This window comes from Chryseobacterium electrogenes, assembly GCF_053553015.1.
In genome coordinates, this window is record NZ_JBNPPB010000002.1 from 1,961,081 (window position 1) to 1,983,878 (window position 22,798).

17 protein-coding genes and 1 riboswitch are annotated in these 22,798 nt (G+C 34.8%); of the genes, 12 read left to right on the forward strand and 5 right to left on the reverse strand.

The genetic code is table 11. The features are described from left to right. Positions 1 to 51 precede the first annotated feature (51 nt). The gene (locus ACQQ6V_RS09020; RefSeq protein WP_448845194.1) at positions 52 to 3,417 is read left to right on the forward strand and encodes a methylmalonyl-CoA mutase family protein; all 3,366 of its coding nucleotides are present in this window, start codon (positions 52 to 54) and stop codon (positions 3,415 to 3,417) included. Positions 3,418 to 3,533: 116 nt separating this feature from the next. Here the strand turns inward: ACQQ6V_RS09020 and ACQQ6V_RS09025 are convergent, their stop codons facing one another. Continuing rightward, the gene (locus tag ACQQ6V_RS09025; protein ID WP_448845195.1) at positions 3,534 to 3,986 is read right to left on the reverse strand and encodes an Lrp/AsnC family transcriptional regulator; all 453 of its coding nucleotides are present in this window, start codon (positions 3,984 to 3,986) and stop codon (positions 3,534 to 3,536) included. A 156-nt stretch (positions 3,987 to 4,142) separates the two neighbouring features. Here ACQQ6V_RS09025 and ACQQ6V_RS09030 point away from each other — a divergent pair, with 156 nt between their 5' ends. From ACQQ6V_RS09030 to ACQQ6V_RS09055, 6 genes are all read left to right on the forward strand, one after another. Next, on the forward strand, positions 4,143 to 5,345 hold the full coding sequence (locus ACQQ6V_RS09030; protein ID WP_448845196.1) for an aminotransferase class I/II-fold pyridoxal phosphate-dependent enzyme: 1,203 nt from the start codon (positions 4,143 to 4,145) through the stop codon (positions 5,343 to 5,345). Positions 5,346 to 5,518: 173 nt separating this feature from the next. After that, positions 5,519 to 7,255 (forward strand): FG-GAP-like repeat-containing protein, encoded by a 1,737-nt coding sequence (locus ACQQ6V_RS09035; RefSeq protein ID WP_448845197.1) that lies wholly within the window; start codon positions 5,519 to 5,521, stop codon positions 7,253 to 7,255. A 126-nt stretch (positions 7,256 to 7,381) separates the two neighbouring features. Further along, complete coding sequence (locus tag ACQQ6V_RS09040; protein WP_448845198.1) at positions 7,382 to 9,760, forward strand: choice-of-anchor L domain-containing protein; 2,379 nt, start codon at positions 7,382 to 7,384, stop codon at positions 9,758 to 9,760. Between the two features lie 129 nt (positions 9,761 to 9,889). Beyond that, positions 9,890 to 10,687 (forward strand): hypothetical protein, encoded by a 798-nt coding sequence (locus tag ACQQ6V_RS09045; protein ID WP_448845199.1) that lies wholly within the window; start codon positions 9,890 to 9,892, stop codon positions 10,685 to 10,687. 73 nt (positions 10,688 to 10,760) lie between these two features. Next, entirely contained in the window at positions 10,761 to 11,438 is a 678-nt protein-coding gene (gene trmB, locus ACQQ6V_RS09050; RefSeq protein ID WP_448845200.1) for a tRNA (guanosine(46)-N7)-methyltransferase TrmB, read from the forward strand. A 1-nt stretch (position 11,439) separates the two neighbouring features. Further along, positions 11,440 to 12,027 (forward strand): DUF6759 domain-containing protein, encoded by a 588-nt coding sequence (locus ACQQ6V_RS09055; RefSeq protein WP_448845201.1) that lies wholly within the window; start codon positions 11,440 to 11,442, stop codon positions 12,025 to 12,027. Between the two features lie 88 nt (positions 12,028 to 12,115). Here ACQQ6V_RS09055 and rpsB read toward each other — a convergent pair whose 3' ends face one another. The 3 genes from rpsB to rplM form a co-directional block, all read right to left on the reverse strand. Further along, positions 12,116 to 12,874: a 30S ribosomal protein S2 gene (gene rpsB, locus ACQQ6V_RS09060; RefSeq protein ID WP_448845202.1), complete on the reverse strand. Its 759-nt coding sequence runs from the start codon at positions 12,872 to 12,874 to the stop codon at positions 12,116 to 12,118. 177 nt (positions 12,875 to 13,051) lie between these two features. Continuing rightward, the gene (gene rpsI / locus ACQQ6V_RS09065; RefSeq protein ID WP_448845203.1) at positions 13,052 to 13,438 is read right to left on the reverse strand and encodes a 30S ribosomal protein S9; all 387 of its coding nucleotides are present in this window, start codon (positions 13,436 to 13,438) and stop codon (positions 13,052 to 13,054) included. Between the two features lie 5 nt (positions 13,439 to 13,443). Then, positions 13,444 to 13,899, reverse strand: a complete 456-nt coding sequence (gene rplM, locus ACQQ6V_RS09070) for a 50S ribosomal protein L13 (protein WP_448845204.1) — start codon at positions 13,897 to 13,899, stop codon at positions 13,444 to 13,446. A gap of 306 nt (positions 13,900 to 14,205) precedes the next feature. Here rplM and ACQQ6V_RS09075 point away from each other — a divergent pair, with 306 nt between their 5' ends. From ACQQ6V_RS09075 to ACQQ6V_RS09095, 5 genes are all read left to right on the forward strand, one after another. Continuing rightward, on the forward strand, positions 14,206 to 15,321 hold the full coding sequence (locus ACQQ6V_RS09075) for a DUF3667 domain-containing protein (protein ID WP_448845205.1): 1,116 nt from the start codon (positions 14,206 to 14,208) through the stop codon (positions 15,319 to 15,321). A 28-nt stretch (positions 15,322 to 15,349) separates the two neighbouring features. Then, positions 15,350 to 15,540, forward strand: a riboswitch (cobalamin riboswitch). Between the two features lie 100 nt (positions 15,541 to 15,640). Beyond that, positions 15,641 to 17,650: a TonB-dependent receptor gene (locus ACQQ6V_RS09080; protein ID WP_448845206.1), complete on the forward strand. Its 2,010-nt coding sequence runs from the start codon at positions 15,641 to 15,643 to the stop codon at positions 17,648 to 17,650. After that, on the forward strand, positions 17,647 to 18,777 hold the full coding sequence (locus tag ACQQ6V_RS09085) for a YncE family protein (protein ID WP_448845207.1): 1,131 nt from the start codon (positions 17,647 to 17,649) through the stop codon (positions 18,775 to 18,777). Before ACQQ6V_RS09080 ends, ACQQ6V_RS09085 begins: the two co-directional genes overlap by 4 nt. A gap of 11 nt (positions 18,778 to 18,788) precedes the next feature. Then, entirely contained in the window at positions 18,789 to 19,979 is a 1,191-nt protein-coding gene (locus tag ACQQ6V_RS09090; RefSeq protein ID WP_448845208.1) for a cell surface protein, read from the forward strand. Positions 19,980 to 20,009: 30 nt separating this feature from the next. Beyond that, complete coding sequence (locus ACQQ6V_RS09095) at positions 20,010 to 22,304, forward strand: T9SS type A sorting domain-containing protein (protein ID WP_448845209.1); 2,295 nt, start codon at positions 20,010 to 20,012, stop codon at positions 22,302 to 22,304. Between the two features lie 35 nt (positions 22,305 to 22,339). Here ACQQ6V_RS09095 and ACQQ6V_RS09100 read toward each other — a convergent pair whose 3' ends face one another. Then, positions 22,340 to 22,540: a 30S ribosomal protein THX gene (locus tag ACQQ6V_RS09100; RefSeq protein WP_448845210.1), complete on the reverse strand. Its 201-nt coding sequence runs from the start codon at positions 22,538 to 22,540 to the stop codon at positions 22,340 to 22,342. Between the last annotated feature and the right edge of the window lie 258 nt (positions 22,541 to 22,798).

Genomic DNA, 22,798 nt, shown 5'->3' on the forward strand with positions numbered 1-22,798 from the left:
ATTATCCTATCGTACTAATTTATTATATTTGAGAATTCACTCAATATAAATATGGAAAACCAAAAATATACACCAAAAAATAAAGTCAGAATTGTCACCGCAGCAGCTTTGTTTGACGGCCATGATGCCGCCATCAATATTATGCGTCGTGTGATCCAAGGAACAGGATGTGAAGTTATCCATCTTGGTCACGACAAATCTGCTGAAGAAGTAGTAAACACAGCCATTCAGGAAGACGCCAATGCGATTGCATTAACTTCATATCAAGGTGGTCACAACGAATATTTTAAATACATCTACGACCTTTTAAGAGAAAAAAACTCACCACAAATCAAAATTTTTGGCGGTGGAGGCGGCGTAATTCTGCCTGAAGAAATCAGTGAATTAATGGATTATGGTATTGATAAAATCTATTCTCCTGATGACGGTCGTGAGCTTGGTTTGCAAGGTATGATAGACGATTTGGTTAAAAGATCAGATTTTCCAACAGGAAAAGAAGTCACTGCGGCAGATTTAGAAAATATCAGTTTTGAAAATTCTACAAGCATTGCCAAAATCATTTCTGCTGTTGAAAACTTCTCCGAAGAAAAACCAGATTTAGTTAAAGCCATTGACGAAAAATCAAAAAACTTAAATATTCCAATCATCGGAATTACAGGAACTGGTGGCGCCGGAAAATCTTCATTGACGGACGAGTTGGTAAGACGTTTTATCCGTTCAAATCCTGGTAAAAAGATTGCTATTATCTCGATTGACCCTTCAAAAAAGAAAACGGGAGGTGCACTTTTGGGCGACAGAATTCGCATGAACGCCATCAATGACCCAAGAGTTTATATGCGTTCTATGGCGACTAGGGAAAATAACGTTTCCGTTTCTCCGTTTATTCATTCTGCTTTGAATGTGTTGAAGTTGGCGCATCCAGATGTGATTATTTTGGAAACTTCGGGTATCGGACAATCTGGTTCGGAAGTTTCAGATTTTGCTGATGTTTCTATGTATGTGATGACGCCTGAATACGGCGCTTCTACACAGTTGGAAAAAATCGACATGTTGGATTACGCTGATTTAGTTGCTTTAAATAAATCTGACAAACGTGGTGCTTTAGATGCGCTTCAAGCCGTAAGAAAACAGTTTCAGAGAAACCATTTGTTGTGGGAAAGTCCTTTGGATGACATGCCGGTTTATGCGACAAAAGCATCTCAGTTCAACGATCACGGAACAACAGAACTTTATAACAGATTGGTTGAAAAAGTAAACGAAACCCTTCGACAGGCTCAGGGTGACAATGCGCCAAAGTTTCAAGGTTTTGTTGAACAGGAAATTACAGATGAAGTAACTATTATTCCTCCAAAAAGAGTTCGTTATTTATCAGAAATTGTAGAAAATAATAGAATTTACGACGCCAATGTTGAAAAACAAGCCGAATTAGCAAGGAAAATGTATCATATTGAGGGTGTAAAAAAATTCCTTTCCAACGAAACTTTGGATGCCGAATATCAAAAAGCTGAAAAAGATCTTCAACAGGAAAATATCGATTTCCTGAAAAACTGGGACGATACGAAAAAAGCTTTCAAAGCAGAGTTTTACTCTTATTTCGTCCGTGGAAAAGAAATCAAGGTAGAAACCTCAACAGAATCTTTATCTCATCTCAAAATTCCAAAAATTGCTTTACCAAAATACAACGATTGGGGCGACCTCATCCAATGGAAAGGTCAGGAAAATCTACCCGGAAGTTTCCCTTACACTGCAGGAATTTATCCATTCAAAAGGACTGGAGAAGACCCGACGAGAATGTTTGCAGGAGAAGGCGGCCCTGAAAGAACGAACAGAAGATTCCACTACGTTTCTGCGGAAATGGATGCAAAACGTTTGTCTACAGCGTTTGACTCTGTAACTTTGTACGGACAAGATCCAGCATTACCACCGGATATTTATGGTAAAATCGGAAATGCGGGAGTTTCTATCGCAACATTGGATGATGCTAAAAAATTGTATTCCGGATTTGATTTGGTAAATGCGATGACTTCGGTTTCAATGACAATTAATGGCCCAGCGCCAATGTTGTTGGCTTTCTTTATGAATGCTGCGATTGACCAAAATGTTGAAAAATATATTGCAGAACATAATCTTGAAGCGAATGTTGAAAAAGCTTTAAAAGCGAAATTTGATGACAAAGGTTTAGAAAGACCAAAATATAACGGTGAATTACCGCCTTCCAATAATGGTTTAGGTTTAAAATTATTAGGTTTAACCGGAGACGAGGTAATTCCTGCAGAAGCTTATGCTGAAATTAAAGCTAAAACCATCGCAACCGTTCGTGGAACGGTTCAGGCTGACATTTTAAAAGAAGATCAGGCTCAGAATACGTGTATTTTCTCCACTGAATTTGCCCTTCGTTTGATGGGTGACGTTCAGGAATATTTCATCACAGAAAAAGTGAGAAACTTCTACTCGGTTTCTATTTCAGGATATCATATTGCAGAAGCGGGCGCGAATCCGGTTTCTCAGTTGGCATTTACCTTAGCAAATGGTTTCACGTATGTTGAATATTATTTGTCAAGAGGAATGGACATTAATGATTTTGCACCAAATTTATCTTTCTTCTTCTCCAATGGAATTGATCCAGAATATTCAGTAATCGGGCGTGTAGCAAGAAGAATCTGGGCAAAAGCCATGAAACTGAAATACGGCGCAGATGAAAGAAGCCAGATGTTGAAATACCACATTCAAACTTCGGGTCGTTCGCTTCACGCTCAGGAAATTGATTTCAATGATATCAGAACGACACTTCAGGCACTTTATGCCATTTATGACAACTGTAATTCACTTCACACGAATGCTTATGATGAGGCAATTACAACACCAACTGAGCAATCTGTGCGACGAGCAATGGCGATTCAATTAATCATTAATAAAGAATTAGGTTTAGCGAAAAACGAGAATCCGTTTCAAGGTTCATTTATTATTGAGGAATTAACGGATTTGGTGGAAGAAGCTGTGTATACAGAATTCGACAGAATCACAGAAAGAGGTGGCGTTTTGGGAGCAATGGAAACGATGTATCAACGTTCGAAAATCCAGGAAGAATCGATGCACTACGAATGGTTGAAACACACCGGAGAATATCCAATCATCGGGGTAAATACTTTCCTTGGAAAAGACGGTTCGCCAACGGTTCGTCCGGGAGAAGTAATCCGCTCTACGGAGGAAGAAAAACAGGCGCAGATTGAGTTTTTATTGACTTACCAAAATGCAAATGCAGACAAATCTGAAGCAGCTCTGAAAACTTTACAACATGCAGCCATCAATCAGCAAAACTTATTTGCCGTAATGATGGATGCCGTGAAATACTGTTCTCTTGGACAAATTACCAATGCGCTTTTTGAAGTAGGTGGAAAATATAGGAGGAATATGTAGGTCCGTAGCCAGACTGGCAGTTTTGAATACTAGCTTTTTTAAATTAAACCTCATAGATTTTTTGTCCATGAGGTTTTTATTTAAATAGTATTTAGCATTTAATTTACGACAGTTTTTTATAGATGCATCGCGGTTGTCGATTTTATTTCGCCGATAACAAAAGAGCTATGAGAGCTACCAATATGTTGCAAGCTCGTTAATTTGGTCACTACAAACTGTCTATATTCTTTAATATTAGACACTGCAATTTTAAGAATATAATCATAATCGCCACTTACATGGAAACAATCCATGACTTCTCTTAACTGCATAACTTCTTTTTCGAACTGCATTAAATATTCTTTTTTATGCTGAAGTAGTTTAACATGACAAAGCACGACAAAATCACGGTTTACCTTTTCATAATCGATTAAGGCAACATATTTTTTGATAATTTTATTTTTCTCCAATTTTCTAATCCTTTCGTAGACTGCTGTCACTGATAGATTGAGACTATTAGCCAATTCTTTAGTCGTCTGTTTAGAATCTTCTTGCAAGAGATTTAATAATTTTCTATCTATACTATCCAAAACATAATATTTTCTAATTAAAACTAAATAAGATTAATTGTAACATAATATAATCTACAATTATCTAAAGTTATAATTTTATTTTCTATATATTAATACATCTATTGTAATTATTATCAATTAAAGCAAAATTTGTAAAGAAAATGATAAATAATTATGGAAAATTTCGATGCAGCCAATAATATTCAGGATTTACAATACTTTGGAGAATTTGGAGGAGTTAATCCATCAATTTCGGATAGCTCTACTTACACCTTCTTATCCGCAAAAACAATGTTTGATACCTTCGAAGGTAATACAGATGGTTGCTACCTTTACTCCAGACATTCGTCACCCAGCAATCTCTATCTAGGAGAAGCTTTGGCACAAATGGAAGGAACAGAATCTGCCAATGTTACAGCATCCGGAATGGGCGCTATTACAAGCGTATTGTTGCAATTATGCCATGCAGGCGACCATATCGTATCCAGTAGAACAATCTATGGCGGAACTTATGCTTTCATGAAAAATTTTCTGCCTAATTACAACATCAAAACCAGCTTTGTAGACATTACCAATATAGAATCTGTAGAGAAAGCAATAACCTCATCTACAAAAGTTTTGTTTTGCGAAACCGTTAGCAATCCATTACTAGAAGTTGCTGACATCAGAGCATTGGCAGATCTTGCTAAAAAATATCAATTAAAATTAGTTGTAGACAATACCTTTTCTCCGTTATCAGTGACTCCAAAACTATTAGGTGCAGATATTATCATCCATAGTTTGACCAAATTTATCAATGGAAGTAGCGATACAGTTGGTGGTGTAATCTGTGCCTCTACCGAATTTATTAATGATCTCAAAAACGTTAATTCTGGCGCGTGTATGCTTCTCGGTCCAACAATGGATAGTCTAAGAGCCGCTAATATTTTAAAAAATCTTAGAACCTTGCATATCCGTATGAAACAGCACAGTTATAACGCGCTTTATCTCGCTGAGCAGTTCGAAAAAGATGGACTTACCGTAAAATATCCTGGGCTAAAATCACATAAAAACCATGATTTATTCAGAGAGATGATGCAACCCAATTATGGTTTTGGAGGATTAGTGACTTTAGATGTTGGTACATTAGAAAAATCTAATGAATTGATGGAACTTATGCAAAACGAAAATCTCGGTTATCTCGCTGTAAGTCTTGGATTTTACAAAACACTATTCTCAGCACCCGGAACGTCTACTTCTTCAGAAATCCCGTTAGAAGAGCAACAAGAAATGGGGCTATCTAATGGATTAATTAGATTCTCAATCGGCTTAGATCATGATATCGAAAGAACTTACGGAAAAATGAAAAATTGCATGCAAAAAGTAGGAATTATTTAAACCTACTGAATCTTAAAACAAATCAATTTTGTCCTATTTTATTATGTTAAATCAAAACTTGCTTACTAAGCAGGTTTTTTTGTTTTGTGACAAAAGTCATTATTATTTTTAATCATTCTAAATAAAAATGAATACATTTGTAACGTTAATTTAGAACAATTAAAAATAATAATATGAAATTAAAAATTTCCTTTCTTTTTTTTGTAGGAACTGCTGCTTTTTATCACGCACAAAATTTTGTTGAACAAACAACACAACTTCAAAATTTTTATTATAGTTCTAGCGATGTAGGTGATTTTGATGGAGATGGACAATTAGACTTAGTAGTTACTGGCGCACTTGATACTGATGAAAATGAAGGAGCTGATACTTCTGTAACTTACATTTACAAAAATAACAATGGTAAGTTGACAGAGCATCAAGTTTTAGAAATGCCTGTACACCTTGGTGATGTTAGATTTATTGATATTGATAATGACGGCGACTTAGATATTGTTAGTGTTGGACTGAGTTATGAAGATATTGTAAATTATAAAACTTATGTTTACCTCAATGATAATAATACTTTCAAGCTAGCGTCTGATGATGGTGGTAAGATCTACAGCTCGATAGAAATTGCAGACTACAATCATGATGGGAAGATGGATTATTTCATTAATGGGATAGAAAACAAACCTGGCGAAGGATTTTTGTTTGATGTAGATTTTTATAAAAATATAGGTGGAAAATTCGAGAAACAAATTGGAATTATACCTGGTTCTCAAAATGGAAGTTTCAAAGTTGCTGACTTTAACAATGACCAACAATTAGATATTATTATGTCTGGTTTAGATATTAATTATAACCCTTTTATGACACTTTACACAAATGATGGAGGAAAATTAATAGAAAAACAAACATTCAATCCGTTAAGTTATAGCTCGCTTGCAGTAGAAGATTTTGATGGCGATGGATTATTAGACATCATTGCCATAGGACAAGATGAAGAATATGAAGCTGTTTTCCGTTTTTATAAAAATAATCCTGATGGTATTTTTACAGAAACAGATTTACCTCATGAACCTGTTTCTAACTCGAGTGGATCTAAGGCTATAGACACTGGCGATATTAATAACGATGGTTATCCAGATGTTGTTATAACAGGCGATAATGAAGATGGTAATTCTGTAAACAAAATTTATCTTTATAATCCTGAAACTAAAGGTTTTGATTACCTAGCAGAAAAAAATATTATCCCTCTAGGTGGTACAACTAATTTGCAGTTAGCAGATTTCAACAACGATAATCAGTTGGACATCTTGGTGTCTGGTTTTGATTGGAAAACAGAAAATCTACCAACATTAACTAAGTTATATTACAGTAATCAAACTAACACCAACGAAAAACCGACACCTCCTACAACATTAACAGATACAACAATTGGTAATAGAATTAACTTATCATGGGATGGCGCAACAGATGACAAAACACCAACCAAAGGTCTTAATTATGAGATAAGCGTTGGCACTAGCCCTAACAAATCTGATATAGCAAAATATGTAGTAACCACTAACCAATGGTTTTTAGAACTTGAAAATACTCCAGAAAAACTATACTGGTCTGTAAAAAGTATCGATGCAGGAAAACGTTACTCTGACGCTTCTGTTGTAAAAGAAATAAATAAACTTTCTACAAAAGATGTACACTCTACCAAACTAGATATATATCCTAATCCGGTAAAAGATATTGTTAACGTAACGTCTAACAAATCCATAAAAGGCTTTGCTCTTTTTGATGCAAGTGGTAAATTAATTAAAAACTATCCGGCATCTAAAACAATTAATATGTCAGAAATCAAAAAAGGCTTTTATATTTTAACAATAACTTTTGAAGACACTACAACCATAAACAAAAAAATCATTAAAGAATAATATAACTTTTCATATCCAAATCTTTTTTATTGTAAGGCTACAACAGATAAATCTATTGTAGCCTTTTTTTAATTATTATTAATATATAATCAATAAATTTGCATCCCACAAAATCATAAATTGATAATGGATACGAAAATGACTTTTTCTACTATAAACCTCAGAATATTAATATATAGTCTATTACTAAGCTTAAGCTGTATCAACATAAAATCACAATACATTAATGTAGATACAAGCTATAATGCCCAACAATTGGTGGACAAATTCTTAGGATCTGGCAACTCATGTATTACGGTAAGCAATGTAAAGATGAGCGGTTGGGATTTCGGAAACGGTAATACGAGTTATGGTTTTTTTGATAAAGGCACGAGCTCTTTTGATATGAAAGAAGGTATTATTTTATCTTCTGGGAATGCACTAGATGCTATTGGTCCTAATAACTCATTGCAAAGTGCAACTAACAGTGCGTGGAAAGGCGATGCAGATTTAGAACAAGCCATTAATATAAATCCTAGTTCTTCTTATGATGCAACGTATATTGAGTTTGATTTTGTCTCTAATAACAGCAGCAAGATCTTTTTCGATTATATGTTTTTATCAGAGCAATATCTAAGATCTAAAGATAACGGAAGATGTGATTACACGGATGGATTTGCATTTTTAATAAAGAAACAAGGTGATACTAATTATAAAAACTTAGCGGTTATACCAGGCACTAATACGCCGATAAAATCTAATACCGTTAGAGGTGGTGGCGAAAAATGTGAAGCAATTAACGAGGCTTATTTTGGGCAATACAACTATAATACAAGTGCAACTAACTTTAACGGCGAAACCAAAATATTAACAGCAACGACAGATGTTATTCCTGGGCAAGTCTATCATATCAAATTAGTAGTTGCAGACCAAGGTAATGGACTTTACGATTCTGCAGTTTTCTTAAAAGCAGGAAGTTTTGTTGGTAACAAAGATCTTGGGAAAGACCTTACCTTAGGAAACGGAAATGCGCTTTGCTTTGGTAGTTCAAAAATTATTAATGCTACAACACCAGGTGCAATAAAATACACTTGGTACAAAGATAGTGTACAGATCAAATCTGGCAACTTCCCAACACATACTGTAGACTATGCAGACGCAGCAATCTACGAAGTTGAGATAGAACTTAATAGCGGTTGTAGATTAAAAGGTCAATTAATGATAGAGCAACAGATTATTCCGGTTTTAGCTACTAATCCAACATTTTCGGTTTGTGATGATAATCTAGATGGCGATACGGATGTTTATTTTTCTAGCTATATCAATCAGATTGTGACTAATATTTCCCAAGATTCTGGTTTTGATATTAAATATTTTGACCAAATCCCGACCAACATTAATGCACCAACAGAAACACCATTACCTGCAATGATATCCTTCTCTGGGTTGTCTAAAGACGTTTGGATTTGGGTAAAGCCTGGACAATGTACACCTATTCTGCAAAAGATAACATTTAATAAAAATTCTTTAAGTCAAAGCAATAACATCCCTGCTATTAAAATATGTGATGATAAATTAGAAGGAACAAAAACAATTAATCTTAATGATTATATTCCAGCTTTGATTAACAACATCAATGGTACGCCATTTTTCTACAAAACAGAATCAGGTGCAAAAAATCAAAATACCGTAGACAGAATTAGCCCAACAGAAGCTACTAATTACAAACTGACTTCTGACAAAACGGTTTATGTAAGGTATCACCAAGCTGGACTATGTGATAATGTTGCACCATTGTCTTTTATCTTCAAGCAACCAAAAAAATCATTAATCCTAGCCGATAAGATAATCTGTAAAGATACAACGACATATCTTGAGGCAGAATCTAACTTTGATGATTACACTTGGGGAAGCAGTGACGCATCCTCTCCTGTTAATGGTAAAAAAGGATCAATCGTTAATAATCTTCCTGTTGGAGAATATTGGGTAGACCTTTCTTCTAATGGCTGTACTTACCGACAATTTGTAAAAATTACAGCTTCAGAAGAACCTCAGATAAAATCCATCGACATCAACGGAAGTACTGTAACTGTACAGATAGAAGGCGGTACACAACCATATTCTTATGCAATAGATACCAATACTTATCAAAATTCTAATATCTTTAGTAATGTTAAATTAGGGCAACATACGATTTATATTAAATATGGAGATAGCTGTGGACCGATTACAATGATCTTTACGGTTATTAATCCAGTTAATACAATTACGCCTAATCACGACGGCATTAACGATGTTATAGATTACTCCGAATTAGCGACCAAAACAGATCCCAAAGTCATAATTATAGATCGTTATGGCAAGAAAATATTTGATTCTACTGAGAAAAAAACTTTCATCTGGGATGGTACTTATAATGGTGCAATACTACCAACAGCCTCGTATTGGTACATTTTAGAATGGAAAGAATTCGGGGTGCTAACTCCTATCCAAAGAACAGGATGGATCTTGCTAAAGAATAGATAAATAATAGCACTATTTTTTAATTATAAAAATCTTAACAATTGAGGGTTAAAGTTTATAAAAACTTTAACCCTTTTTATATATCTTAAAGTCAATAATAAAAATAAATTCTCAATACTTTTGTGTACAATTATGAAGCAATTTTTAATACTCATTAGCATAGGAATATTTTCGTGTCTTTTTGGGCAATCTTTTAAAGGAGAAATATACATCAGAGACAAGTCTAATCTTTACCTTAATCAATTCTATGTAACCAATGTAACCTTACACAAAACTGTACTGGCAGACTATAATGGGAATTTTGCTTTACCCGCAAGTGTTGGCGATGTCATAAGATTTACATCTATCGTAACAGAGAGAAAAGATGTAGAAGTAACTCAACAAATGCTTACTAATCTTAAGAATTATATAGAACTACAAATTGCTTATTACGAAATACAGGAAGTTATTATAAAAGCCTTTAAACCTTCAGGAAATCTTAGAAAAGATGTCAGTATGTTAAAAGCTTCTGACAAAGCTTTTGAGCTAAGAAAAATCATTGGTCTTCCTGAGCCAAAAGGCGATGGCACACCTCCAGAAATACCGATATTAGGGCTTAATGGCGGACTTAGTCTTAGCATTGATAGTTTTTTTGATATGATATCTGGCGAGGCTAAGAAAAAGAAACGCTTTCATGAATACGAAAAGATGAGCAAAACCATCAGTAATATTCAGCAATACTTTGGTGATGATTATTTTACACGTCTTAAAATCCCAAAAGAATTAATACCAAATTTCCTTCAATTTATATATAGTTCTGATAACCTCAACGTCTTTACAGACAATGGTAACTATGAGCCAGTCAAGATTTATATCGAAAAATACCTGCCAATTTATATGAAAAGGTTACGAAACTCTAACCTAATGAATATGAATAACGATAATAAATAATTCTTGTGCAATTTCTCTTAAAACCAATTTACGAGTCGTTAAAAATTCTTATTTTTGACCCCATTAATTTAGCATGGGTAAAAATAAAATTTCGAGGTTCGAAGAAAACAAAGTTCTTCCGAATGTCATACAAGCAACGAGAGAAGAAGCACTTAATAATTTTCCTTTAAAAGGGAATTGGCATAAAGATCACTTTAAAAATGATAAACCTATTGTTTTAGAATTAGGTTGCGGAAAAGGAGAATATAGCGTTGGATTAGCAAAGGCTTTTCCTGACAAAAACTTTATTGGTGTTGATATTAAAGGTGCAAGATTTTGGTTCGGAGCCAAAGAAGCACAGCTTAACAACATGGATAATGTGGCTTTCCTAAGAACGCAGATCGAGTTAATAGACTCTTTTTTTGCAGAAAATGAAGTAGATGAGATTTGGATTACTTTTCCTGATCCTCAAATTAAATTTAAAAGGACTAAGCATAGATTAACACATCCGGATTTTCTTGCACGTTACAAAAATATCCTGAAAAAAGACGGTATCATCCACCTAAAAACAGACTCTGAGTTTCTGCATGGTTATACATTAGGCTATCTACAAGGTGCTGGACATGAGATTATCACTGCGCACCATGACATCTATGCTGCTAAAGAATATGAGCCAGGAACTCCATTATTGAGAGAAATCCAAACCTACTATGAAGGTCTTTTTTCTGCAAAAGGTAAGACTATTACTTACATCAAATTCAGGGTTAAATAGTATGAAAAATGTTGTATTAATGGCGCTATGTCTATCTTTTCTTTGGCAATGCAAATCCCAACCACTTATTACAGAAAGTAATAATATTAAGGAAATTGAGAATTACTTAAAAACTGCTCACAAAGACGATCAATACCGTGTTTTTTTGAAAAGGAAATTAATTTCTCTAAAGAATGCTGCCTGGATGAAAAGCGGACAAGGCGTGCCAATGGCTGCACGACCTATCGTTACAGAGATCCCAACAAATAATAGCAAATCTAATTTTGACAAAGCATTATACGATCGTTTATTAGCAGATGCCAAAATGGATCAAAGAGCAAGGACTATTAATTTACTTAATGAACTTTTTACTGAGAACTCTGCAGAAAGTCCGGATGCTATTATTATGGTTAGAAATCAATCCGACTGTGATATGATTTTAAAAATAGAAGGAAAGAAATCTTATAACCTAGCAATTCCTTCTAAAGGAGAAACTTCTATTGTAGTTAGCAAAGGTGATTATAACATCTCTAGCAACCTCTGTGACGCCATATACAACTCGAAAAAACAAGTAAAAGCTAATATATTATTGGCACTGAATAAATCATAAGATTAAGCTCTTATATTGCAATTAATATAAATACAAAAAGCGACTTAGATTACTCTAAGTCGCTTTTATATTTCTGAGAAATATCTAATTATTCAGTTTCGAAGTCTGCATCTTTTTCAGCAGTTACTTTTTCACCTTCTTTAGATTTTTCTTTGTCAGCTTTTCTTTGAGATTGACCTTCTTTGATCGCATCTGCAACAACGCTTAATAGCATATCAACAGACTTAGAAGCATCATCGTTTCCTGGGATAACGAAGTCTACTTTTCTTGGATCAGAGTTAGTATCAACGATTGCGAAAACTGGGATACCTAATTTCTTAGCTTCAGTTACAGCAATGTGCTCTCTCATGATATCAACTACAAAAATTGCAGAAGGAAGTCTAACCATGTCAGAGATAGATCCTAAGTTCTTCTCTAAGTTAGCTCTTTGTCTGTCAACTTGTAGTCTTTCTTTTTTAGATAAAGTTTCGAAAGTACCATCTTTCTTCATTTTATCGATAGAGTTCATTTTCTTAACAGCTTTACGGATAGTAACAAAGTTTGTTAACATACCACCTGGCCATCTTTCTGTAATATAAGGCATATTAAGTTCTGCAGCATGTTTTGCTACAACTTCTTTCGCTTGCTTTTTAGTTGCAACGAAAAGAACTTTTTTACCTGCAGAAGTTAATTTTTCCAAAGCTGCACAAGCCTCGTCCAATTTAACAGCTGTTTTATGTAAATCTACGATGTGAATACCGTTTTTCTCCATGAAGATATATGGAGCCATATTTGGATTCCACTTTCTAGTCATGTGACCGAAGTGTACACCAGCCTCTAATAGGTCTTTAACATTTGCTTTTGCCATGTCTTTTGTTTTTTAGTTTACGTTCCGCTTAACGCAATCAACAATTTCTTTAGATGGGAGAAATGTTTGGGTGCTAAACTAAACGGGCAATTATTAATTAGATTAATAGATTCTAGATAGAAGATAATAGATTGTAAAAAATCTGATATCTGATATCCCAAATCTGAAGTCTGATGATTAACGTTTTGAGAACTGGAATCTCTTTCTTGCTTTTTTCTGACCGAATTTCTTTCTTTCTACCATTCTAGCATCACGAGTTAATAATCCGTGTGGCTTTAATAGTAATCTGAACTCTGCGTTAATTTCGCAAAGTGCTCTAGAAACACCTAGTCTGATAGCTTCTGCTTGACCTGTAATACCTCCACCAAAAACGTTAACTGTTACGTCATATTGACCTACAGTCTCTGTTAATAAAAATGGTTGGTTAGTTTTATATACTAAAACATCTGTACCAAAGTAAACTTTAACGTCTTTACCATTGATAGTAGTGTTACCTGTACCTGGTTTTACGTATACTCTAGCTACAGAAGTTTTTCTTCTTCCGATTTTGTGTATTGTAGACATACTTATTATTTAAATTCGTTAAGGTTAATTACTTTTGGCTGTTGTGCCTCATGCTTGTGCTCAGTACCTTCATATACATAAAGATTCTTAAGAATAGCACTACCTAATCTGTTTTTAGGAAGCATACCTTTAATAGATCTCTGTACAACTTTAAGGTTGTCTTTTTTCATTAACTCAGAAGCAGTCATAGACTTCTGTCCACCAGGATAACCTGTATGCCAGATATAAGTCTTATCATTCCACTTGTTTCCAGAAAGTGCTACTTTCTCTGCATTCAAAACGATTACATAATCTCCGCAGTCTGCGTGAGGTGTAAAATTCGTTTTGTGCTTACCTCTCAAAATCTTTGCAACTTTAGAAGCTAGACGTCCTAATGGTTGCTCAGCAGCGTCTACCACAACCCATTCTTTATTAGCGGTAGCCTTACTTGCCGATACTGTTTTGTAACTTAATGTATTCACAATTTATCGTTTACGATTAAACATAATTTTCCCTAATAAGGGTGTGCAAAGGTAGGATTTTTTTTCAGAATAAAAAATCGTTTTAGAAAAAACTAATCAGATTACTATATTTAATCTAAGAAATACAATGTCTGATCTTATTATAATACACCTTTATCAAAGCTTTCTGCGTATTATTTAATTTCAACATTATGTAAGAATTAATAATTAAGCTTTATTAATTAATACTAATTTTTTATTTTTCATGAAGGATTGATTTAATTTTGATCCTAAAAAATTATATTTGCCAAAATCTTCTATATTATAATGAGTCACGGAAAACTAAGAACAGACAAAAATTGCCTTAATTGCAATCATCAGGTTTTAGAAAAGTACTGTCCTAACTGCGGGCAAGAAAACGTTGAGCCACGCCAGCCTTTCTATTATCTCTTCACGCATTTTATAGAAGACTTTACGCATTATGATGGACAATTCTGGGGAACGATAAAGAATCTCCTCTTCAGTCCTGGGAAGTTAACGCGCACTTATCTTGATGGCAAGCGGCAAGCCTTTGTCCCGCCTGTTAAACTGTATATTTTCATAAGTTTTATTACATTCTTCATCTTTGCGGTGTTTCCTCCTTTTAAAATTAATTACGACAAAAAATCTGACAAAGAAAAAGCAGAGTACGCTAAAGGTACAGAGCAGTTTACAAAGCAAGCATCCAAAGCAATTGAATTCCAAAAACAAAATGAGAAAGATTCTGCAATGGTTGCTAAATTTGATTACGCACAAAAAGTATTAGATGACCCTAAGACCAGCGAATTCCAAAAAGGTTTTGAAAACTCGCTAGACATGCAAAATAAAATTGCTGATGACACTACATATAAAGGTTATAAAACGTTTGAGGAATACAAAAAAGGGAATAAAGACAGGACAGGACTCTTTAGTATGCTTGATGAAGCATTTGCCAAAAAGCTTTTCGAGCTCAAAGAAAAAGGAGTAAAAAAAGGAGAAATTTTTAAAAGCCTGGCCGAAAACGCATTTCATAACTTACCAAAAGCATTATTTATATACTTACCGGTTTTCGCATTATTTTTATGGATTTTCCATCGTAAAAAAAAATGGTGGTATTTTGATCATGGGATTTTCACCTTACATTACTTTTCTTTCTTGCTGGTAAGCATACTGCTTTTCGGGGTTTTATTAAGACTTACTAATATCCTATCAGACTATGCATTTTTCAATCCGATAATTGCAATAATAATGATCGCCATCCTGATATATATGGCAATCTATTTTTATGTTGCGCATCACAGAGTCTACAAATCCTCGCGCTTTACAAGTATTATCGTTGGCTTTATCATTTGGACTTGTAACTTCTTTGCATTTACTTTCTTAATAATTGCATTAGGAATAATCAGCTTCTTGACGATGCATTAAAATAAGAAAAATATTTAAAATATAAAGTTTATCTTTATCCCGTTTTGGTGAGCCGTAAAAAGCACTTAATAGGGAATATGGTGAAAACCCATAACAGACCCGCTGCTGTAAGCTTCACACCCAAGTTTTTGATTATTTATCCACTGTTTATTTTCTATAAATGGGAAGGACATCAAAAATGAAGTAAGTCAGAAGACCTGCCAGAACAATAACGTTTGACGCTTTCGTGGAGTAAAGTTACAAGACATATCAATAAGAGTAAACTATCTTTGCTCGATATTTCCTTTTACCCATACAGCGCCAAACTAATAATTTGGCTATGGAATTAACTTTATTTCGGTTGCGTTTTTTGTGGATAGTTTTACTGACAACTCCCACCCTATTTTGTTATTCTCAACAAAGTAAAGACACCATTATTGCCATCTATCAAATCGAATTAAAGAAAAAAAGCTTTAAAGAAATATTACCTGCACAGACATTATCTGGTGAAACATTAGAACGCTTAAATTCTCAAAATGTTGCCGATGCACTACGCTATTTTTCCGGAATACAAATCAAAGATTACGGCGGTTTTGCAGGGCTGAAAACCATCAACATCCGAAGCATGGGTACACAACACGTGGGTGTTTTCTATGACGGTATCCAATTAGGTAATGCTCAAAACGGCGTGATAGATCTTGGTAGATTTTCTCTGGATGACTTAGAAGAAATCTCTCTTTACAATGGTCAAAAAAGTGAGATTTTTCAGCCAGCTAAAGATTTCGGCTCATCAGGATCGATCTATCTTCAACCAAAAAATCCTATTTTCAAAAACGGAAGAACGACCAATCTTACACTTCGGAATAAGAATTATAGCATCGCGCTCTTCAATCCTTCCTTTAGATTAGAACAAAAAATTTCGGATAAAATATCAGCGACTTTAAGTTCAGAATTTTTAGAAAGTGATGGCGTGTATCGTTTCAGATACAAAAAGAAATATCCAGACGGCGGCGTGGCTTATGATACTATTGCTAAAAGACATGATGGCGATGTAAAATTCAAACGAATAGAAACCAGCCTTAACGGAGCTCTGCGCAACGGCAATTGGGCAGTACGTGGCTACGCTTATTTGTCCGACAGAGGCATTCCTGCGGCAATTGTTAACGGAAGATTTGGCGGTCGTGGACAACGATTGACAGAAGACAGCTACTTTGTACAAGCCAACTTCAAGAAAAAAATATTCCCGAAATTAGAGACTCAATTAAAGGCTAAGTTCGCTTACGATTATTCGCATTATATTGATACAATTTCTTCTATTAAAATCCAAAATCAATACATCCAACGAGAAGTCTATGTATCGTCATCCAATCTTTACTCGATAACGCCCAATTGGGACGTGAGCGCTTCTGCAGATTTCCAGTATAACAATCTAGATGCGGATCTTAAGCTATTTTCTTATCCAGAACGTTATACAACATTAGTATCTTTTGCATCAACTTATCAATGGAATCGTCTTAAATTATTAGGAAGTGTCCTTGGTACTTTTGTCCATGAAAATGTAGCGTTAAATACCAAATCTCCAGATAAAACCGAATGGACGCCAGCTTTCTTTGCGAGTTATCAACCGTTAGAAAATCCTTCTTTAACCTTAAGAGCTTTCTACAAAAGAGTTTTTAGGATGCCAACTTTCAATGACCTTTATTATACCAATATTGGAAATACATTTTTGAAACCAGAATTCACCAATCAATATAACGTTGGGTTTACGTATCAAAAATCTTTAGACACCGGTATTCTTCAATCTTTTTATGCTAAAGTAGATGCCTATTATAATAAGGTCGAAAATAAAATTATCGCAGCACCCAACGGCAGTATGTTCCGCTGGTTAATGATGAATCTCGGCAATGTAGAAATCATCGGTACAGATGTTAACATCCAAGCTAATCTAAAAATCGGTAATGTAAAATTAAGACCTCTCGTAAGCTATACTTATCAACAAGCAAGAGATTTTAGTGATAAAAATGAGAGTTTTTATGGAGACCAAATCCCATACACGCCTTGGCACAGCGGCTCTTTTTCATTAATGTCTGATTATAAAGATTGGGGTTTCAATTATAGTTTTATGTACGTTGGAGAGCGCTATGATGTTAACCAAAATAATATCGCTTACAATTATATTCAGCCTTGGTACACACATGATCTATCTATTCAGAAAAAAATAAAAATTAATTCTCACCAAGCTAAAGCCAGCTTTGAAGTCAATAATATTTTCAATCAATATTATGATGTCGTGATTAATATGCCAATGCCAGGAAGACAATTTAAACTCATCTTAAGTTTTACGTTATGAAAAAAATATACTTTTTACTCATCATTTTAAGCCTATTTTCTGCTTGCCGAACGGACGAGACGATTGTCCGCGAAGAGCAAGATAATATTGCAGAACCGGAGTTTACTAACATCAAAGGTTTTTATCTTCTTAATGAAGGCAATATGGGAAGTAACAAAGCGACTTTGGACTTTTTTGATTACGAAACCGGAACGTATCGCAGAAATATCTACGCCGAAATTAATCCCAACGTCGTGAAAGAATTAGGAGACGTCGGCAATGATATCCAGATCTATGGTAGTAAAATCTATGCAGTGATTAACGTATCCAACAAGATTGAAGTACTTGATGCGAAAACAGCGAAACGTATTAAAACCATTCCGCTAGAGAATTGTCGTTATATGGCTTTCAAAGACGGAAAAGCTTATGCCAGCAGTTACGCGGGTCCAGTTGTATTAGATCCTAATGCACCAATTGGGAAAGTTGTAGAGATTGACACCTTATCTTTATCTATAAAACGTGAAGTTACCGTAGGTTATCAACCCGAAGAAATGGCAATTATTGAGAACAATCTTTATGTTGCCAATTCTGGTGGATATAGATTTCCTGATTATGACAGAACTGTTTCTGTTGTGGACCTCAACACTTTTAAAGAAACGAGCAAAATAGACGTCGGCATCAATCTTCATCATATCAAAAAAGATAATTACGGTGATCTTTATGTCAGTTCTCGCGGTGATTATTACAACACGCCTTCTAATCTTTTTATTCTGGATTCTAAAACAGGAAAAATCAAAAAGACCTTTGATATTGCCGTCAGCGAGATGACAATCGTTAATGATAAGCTTTATTATTACGGAAATGAATTCAGTTATATTACCCATTCTTACACCAAAACTTTTGGGATTATTGATGTAAAAACCGAACAGATTATCTCTAAAAATATTGTAGATCCTAATTATGTCGCCAATATTAAAACGCCTTATGGCATTGCAGTCAACCCTATCACAGAAGATATCTATCTGACTGATGCTGGCAATTATGTATCCACAGGATATTTGTATTGTTTTAATAAAAATGGAACCTTTAAATGGAAAACAGAAGCCGGAAATATCCCAGCACACTTTGCTTTTCTTTATAAAAAATAAAATACATTATCATGAAAATAATTATTTTAAAATCAATTATTTCTCTTTTCATATTAGCTAGTCTCGTTGCTTGTAAACGTGATATAGGAGAAGACTTAGGAAACGGCATACTTAAAAATTCTTATTCAATAGATCGTTTTAAGGTTCTTAATATTGCGACAGATTTCCCGACCAATGCAAAGCTGACCTGGAGCGTTAATGATTCTTTGATATCAGAAAATCATAATTTAGACTTTATCAGTCCTTATGTCAGAACTTACCCTATTACTTTAAAGGTAGAAACTAATGGCAAAACCGACATCTACCATTCTAAAATTATTGTGAATAAAGAACTAAAAACTTACAGTAAATACATCTCTGATGTTTTCGATTTTAGGCCTGCTGTAGGGCAATTTATCAACGATATACCAATATATACTAAAGGAAACTCCACAAGCGATATGCTGACTAAAGCCCGACAATCTATTGTAGGATCTAATACATCTATGGTTAGCCTTGGTGGTTTCGGAGGTTATGTAACTTTTGGGTTTGATCATACTATTCCTAATCTGGATGGTCAAGATTTCAAAATTTTGGGCAATGCTTTTTGGGCGAGTGATGCCTTAGAAGAGCGTGCTGGTTCTTGTGAGCCTGGGATTATCCTAGTAGCCTATGACAAAAATAAAAACGGAAAACCAGACGATGACGAGTGGTACGAAATTGCGGGTAGCGAGTATTTCAAAAATACAACTGTCAAAAATTATAACATCACCTATTATAAACCAGACGAGAGCAAGTCACCTGTTTTAGGAGAACATGAGTGGGCAAGCGATATAGAATATATTAAGTGGCAAGACAACCTCGGTAATTCTGGTTTTAAATCCAAAAATGTATTTCATTCACAAAGTTATTACCCATTATGGATTACGGACATTTCTTACAGCTTTACAGGAACCAAGTTAGCCAACAACTTTTATGATCAAAGTGGCACTGGGACTTATTGGGTAGGCAAGTCTTATGCCTATGGCTATGCAGACAATGCACCTAATACAGACAATGCCTCTAATATTGACATTTCTTGGGCCGTTGATAAAAATGGTAAATACGTAAAACTTCCAGGGATAGATTTTGTCAAAGTCTATACAGGGATTAATCAAGAAGCTGGCTGGTTAGGCGAAGTATCAACTGAAGTTGCTGGCGCTTATGATCTAAGATTAAAATAACAATTAACAATACTAATAAATTAAATTACAATGAAAAAGATTTATCTTTTAACCATGTTATTTTTATTTGCGTTTATCACTAATGCGCAAGTCAATGTACAAGGCTTCCCTAGGACGGACCTTACAACACAACAACAACCTAAAAACAAAAAACAAAAAAAATCTGACTTTAGCTTCTCCGATATTAAGTATTGGGTAGGTACTGGTAGTAATCAAGCTGCTTTTGCAGTACAATGGAACGACAAAAAAAATCCCGATGTACTTGTATGGGGCTTTAGATGGGACGGCGAAGCAACTGGCGAAGACATGATAAAAGCCATCGCAAAAACTGATAAAAGATTTTTCACGCTATTGAGACAAGGGACACAATTTGGCACAGCCATTGGTGGTCTAGGCTTTGATCTAGATGGCAAAGGGTCTATTGGACTTTATAAAGATAACAATTTAACCTACCCATTCTATCCACTGGATGGGATTATTAACACTGTAGATTATGATTTTGACTACTATACTGTCATAGACGCTAGTGATCACTGGCAATCTGGATGGAAAACTAATGGGTATTGGTCTTATTGGGTGAGAGATTCTTATGGTGATGATTATGGATATTCTAATGTAGGGGCATCTAGTAGAATATTAGAAAATGGATCTTGGGATCTTTGGAATTTTGACATAGAACTTAGCGGGACAGAAATCGCTACCACATTTACAGCTGTAACGCCTTACTCTTCTAACATCGATTTTACCAAAGGTTACTTTATGGTTAATGAAGAATGGTTTGGGCACACTAACGGGTCTGTTAATTTTGTAGATGCTAATAACAATGCTAATTACAGAGTTTACAGCAACGTTAATAACAATGAGGCTTTTGGAGCTACAACGCAATACGGAACAATCTACGGAGATAAGTTTTATTTCATTTCAAAACAAGAAAAAGATAGAGGTGACCTCCTTTACAAACCAGGCGGGAGACTAGTTATTGCTGATGCCAAAACCATGAAAAAAATTGCACAATTTGATAATATTGGCGGTGGTGATGGTAGATCTTTCTTAGGAGTAGATAGCAAGACGGGTTACATTGGCGCCGCTAATGGTATTTTTGAGTTTGATATCGAAAACTTAAAAGTGAAAGAAATGATAGAAGGAACTGGCGGAGGAAGTACTTATAGTGGCCAAATTGGAAATATGATCAGAACCCCAAATTATGTATACGCTGTTAAACAGTCTAAAGGTATTCTTGTTATTGATCCTAAAACTAAAAAAGTAACACGTACTTTAGAAGGAGCATACATCTCTATTATACAAGCTAAAGATGGTAGCATCTGGGCAATACAAGACAAAAAATTAATTAATATCAACGAAAAAACATTTACAATAACCGAGTATCCAATTCCTACAACAAGATATATTGCAGACTGGGGATCTTGGCGTGCTGGTAGCTTTACGTACAGTACTAAGCAGAATGCTTTATTCTGGATTAACAGTATTAGTTCTTTTGTGGGTGGCACACAAGTTGTAAAATTTGATGTAACGACCAAAACGTTTAACGAAAAGTTCGCTCTAATTCCTGGGCAGACTGATACCAGCGGAACACCATTACAGTTTAAACAAATTCCTTATGGTGCAGCATTGCGTATAGACCCTGTGACTGACAACCTGATTCTTAACACTACAGAAAGCGGAGGATCTTCTCATTATCAAAAAAACTGGGTACATACTTACGACAATACCGGAGAATTACTTAACACGATTACCTTAAATGACTATTATTGGTTCCCTGCTATAACAGTTTTCCCAGACATCTATGCACCAGTTGTTAGCAGTGACTTCCCTTCAGAAATTACATTAAATGCAGAAACTAAAATCAATCTAAAAAATGTAGCAACAGATCAAGACAATTTATCTGCTGCAATTGTAAAAAGTATTAGATCTAACAGCAAAGAGACTTCTGTTAAAGCAGAGATTAATGACGATCAAGAATTGGTTATAACACCTCTTAATTCTGGTGTTGCCAATATAGAAATAGACTTTACCTCTAACGGAAAAGTTGTAACTAAAACGCTTGCTGTAACAGCCAATTTCCTTGCGACAACAGAAACTACAAAAGTATCGCTTAGCATTTATCCTAATCCTGTTTCGGATGTATTAAAGATTAAATCTAATGACAAAATTGATACAATTAACATCTTCGACTTTAGCGGAAAACTAGTATCATCTAACTCTAATGCTAACGAAATTAATGTGTCTAATTTAATTAAAGGTAACTATATCATTCAGATCACTACCGACAAAAAAACACACACAGAGAAATTTATTAAGAAATAATATTTTTTTAAAAAACTCACAAAAAAAGACCGAAGTTAATCTTCGGTCTTTTTCGTTTTTTTAGGTTTTGAACTCTCTATTTTTTCAGTTTTTTCAACTTTCGATTTTGGCTCAGCCTTCACCTTCTCAACTTTCTCAGGCACTTCAGCCGACTTTGAAGCTTTTCTAGGTCTCGTCTTTCCATAACTACCTTGGATAATTTTCCCTCGCGCCGTCTTTTTATCTCCTTTTCCCATAATAATTAAGTATTTGATAACAACTAAGTTAGCCATTATATTCCAACTGACAAAATTATATTTCAGGGCGTGTCCTGCCCCATTTCCTTTCCAAGCTAGCAGGTCGGTCTTCTCCAGGCTCCACTTCGTTTCGGTCTAGAAAAACCCAGATCCAAGTCACCTCTTTTTTCTAGACAGCACGCTTCGCGCGCTCCTTCCGTCCACCTCACGCAGACTATCGTGACTCAATTTCCTTTCGTTTAAAATTTGAAATTCTAG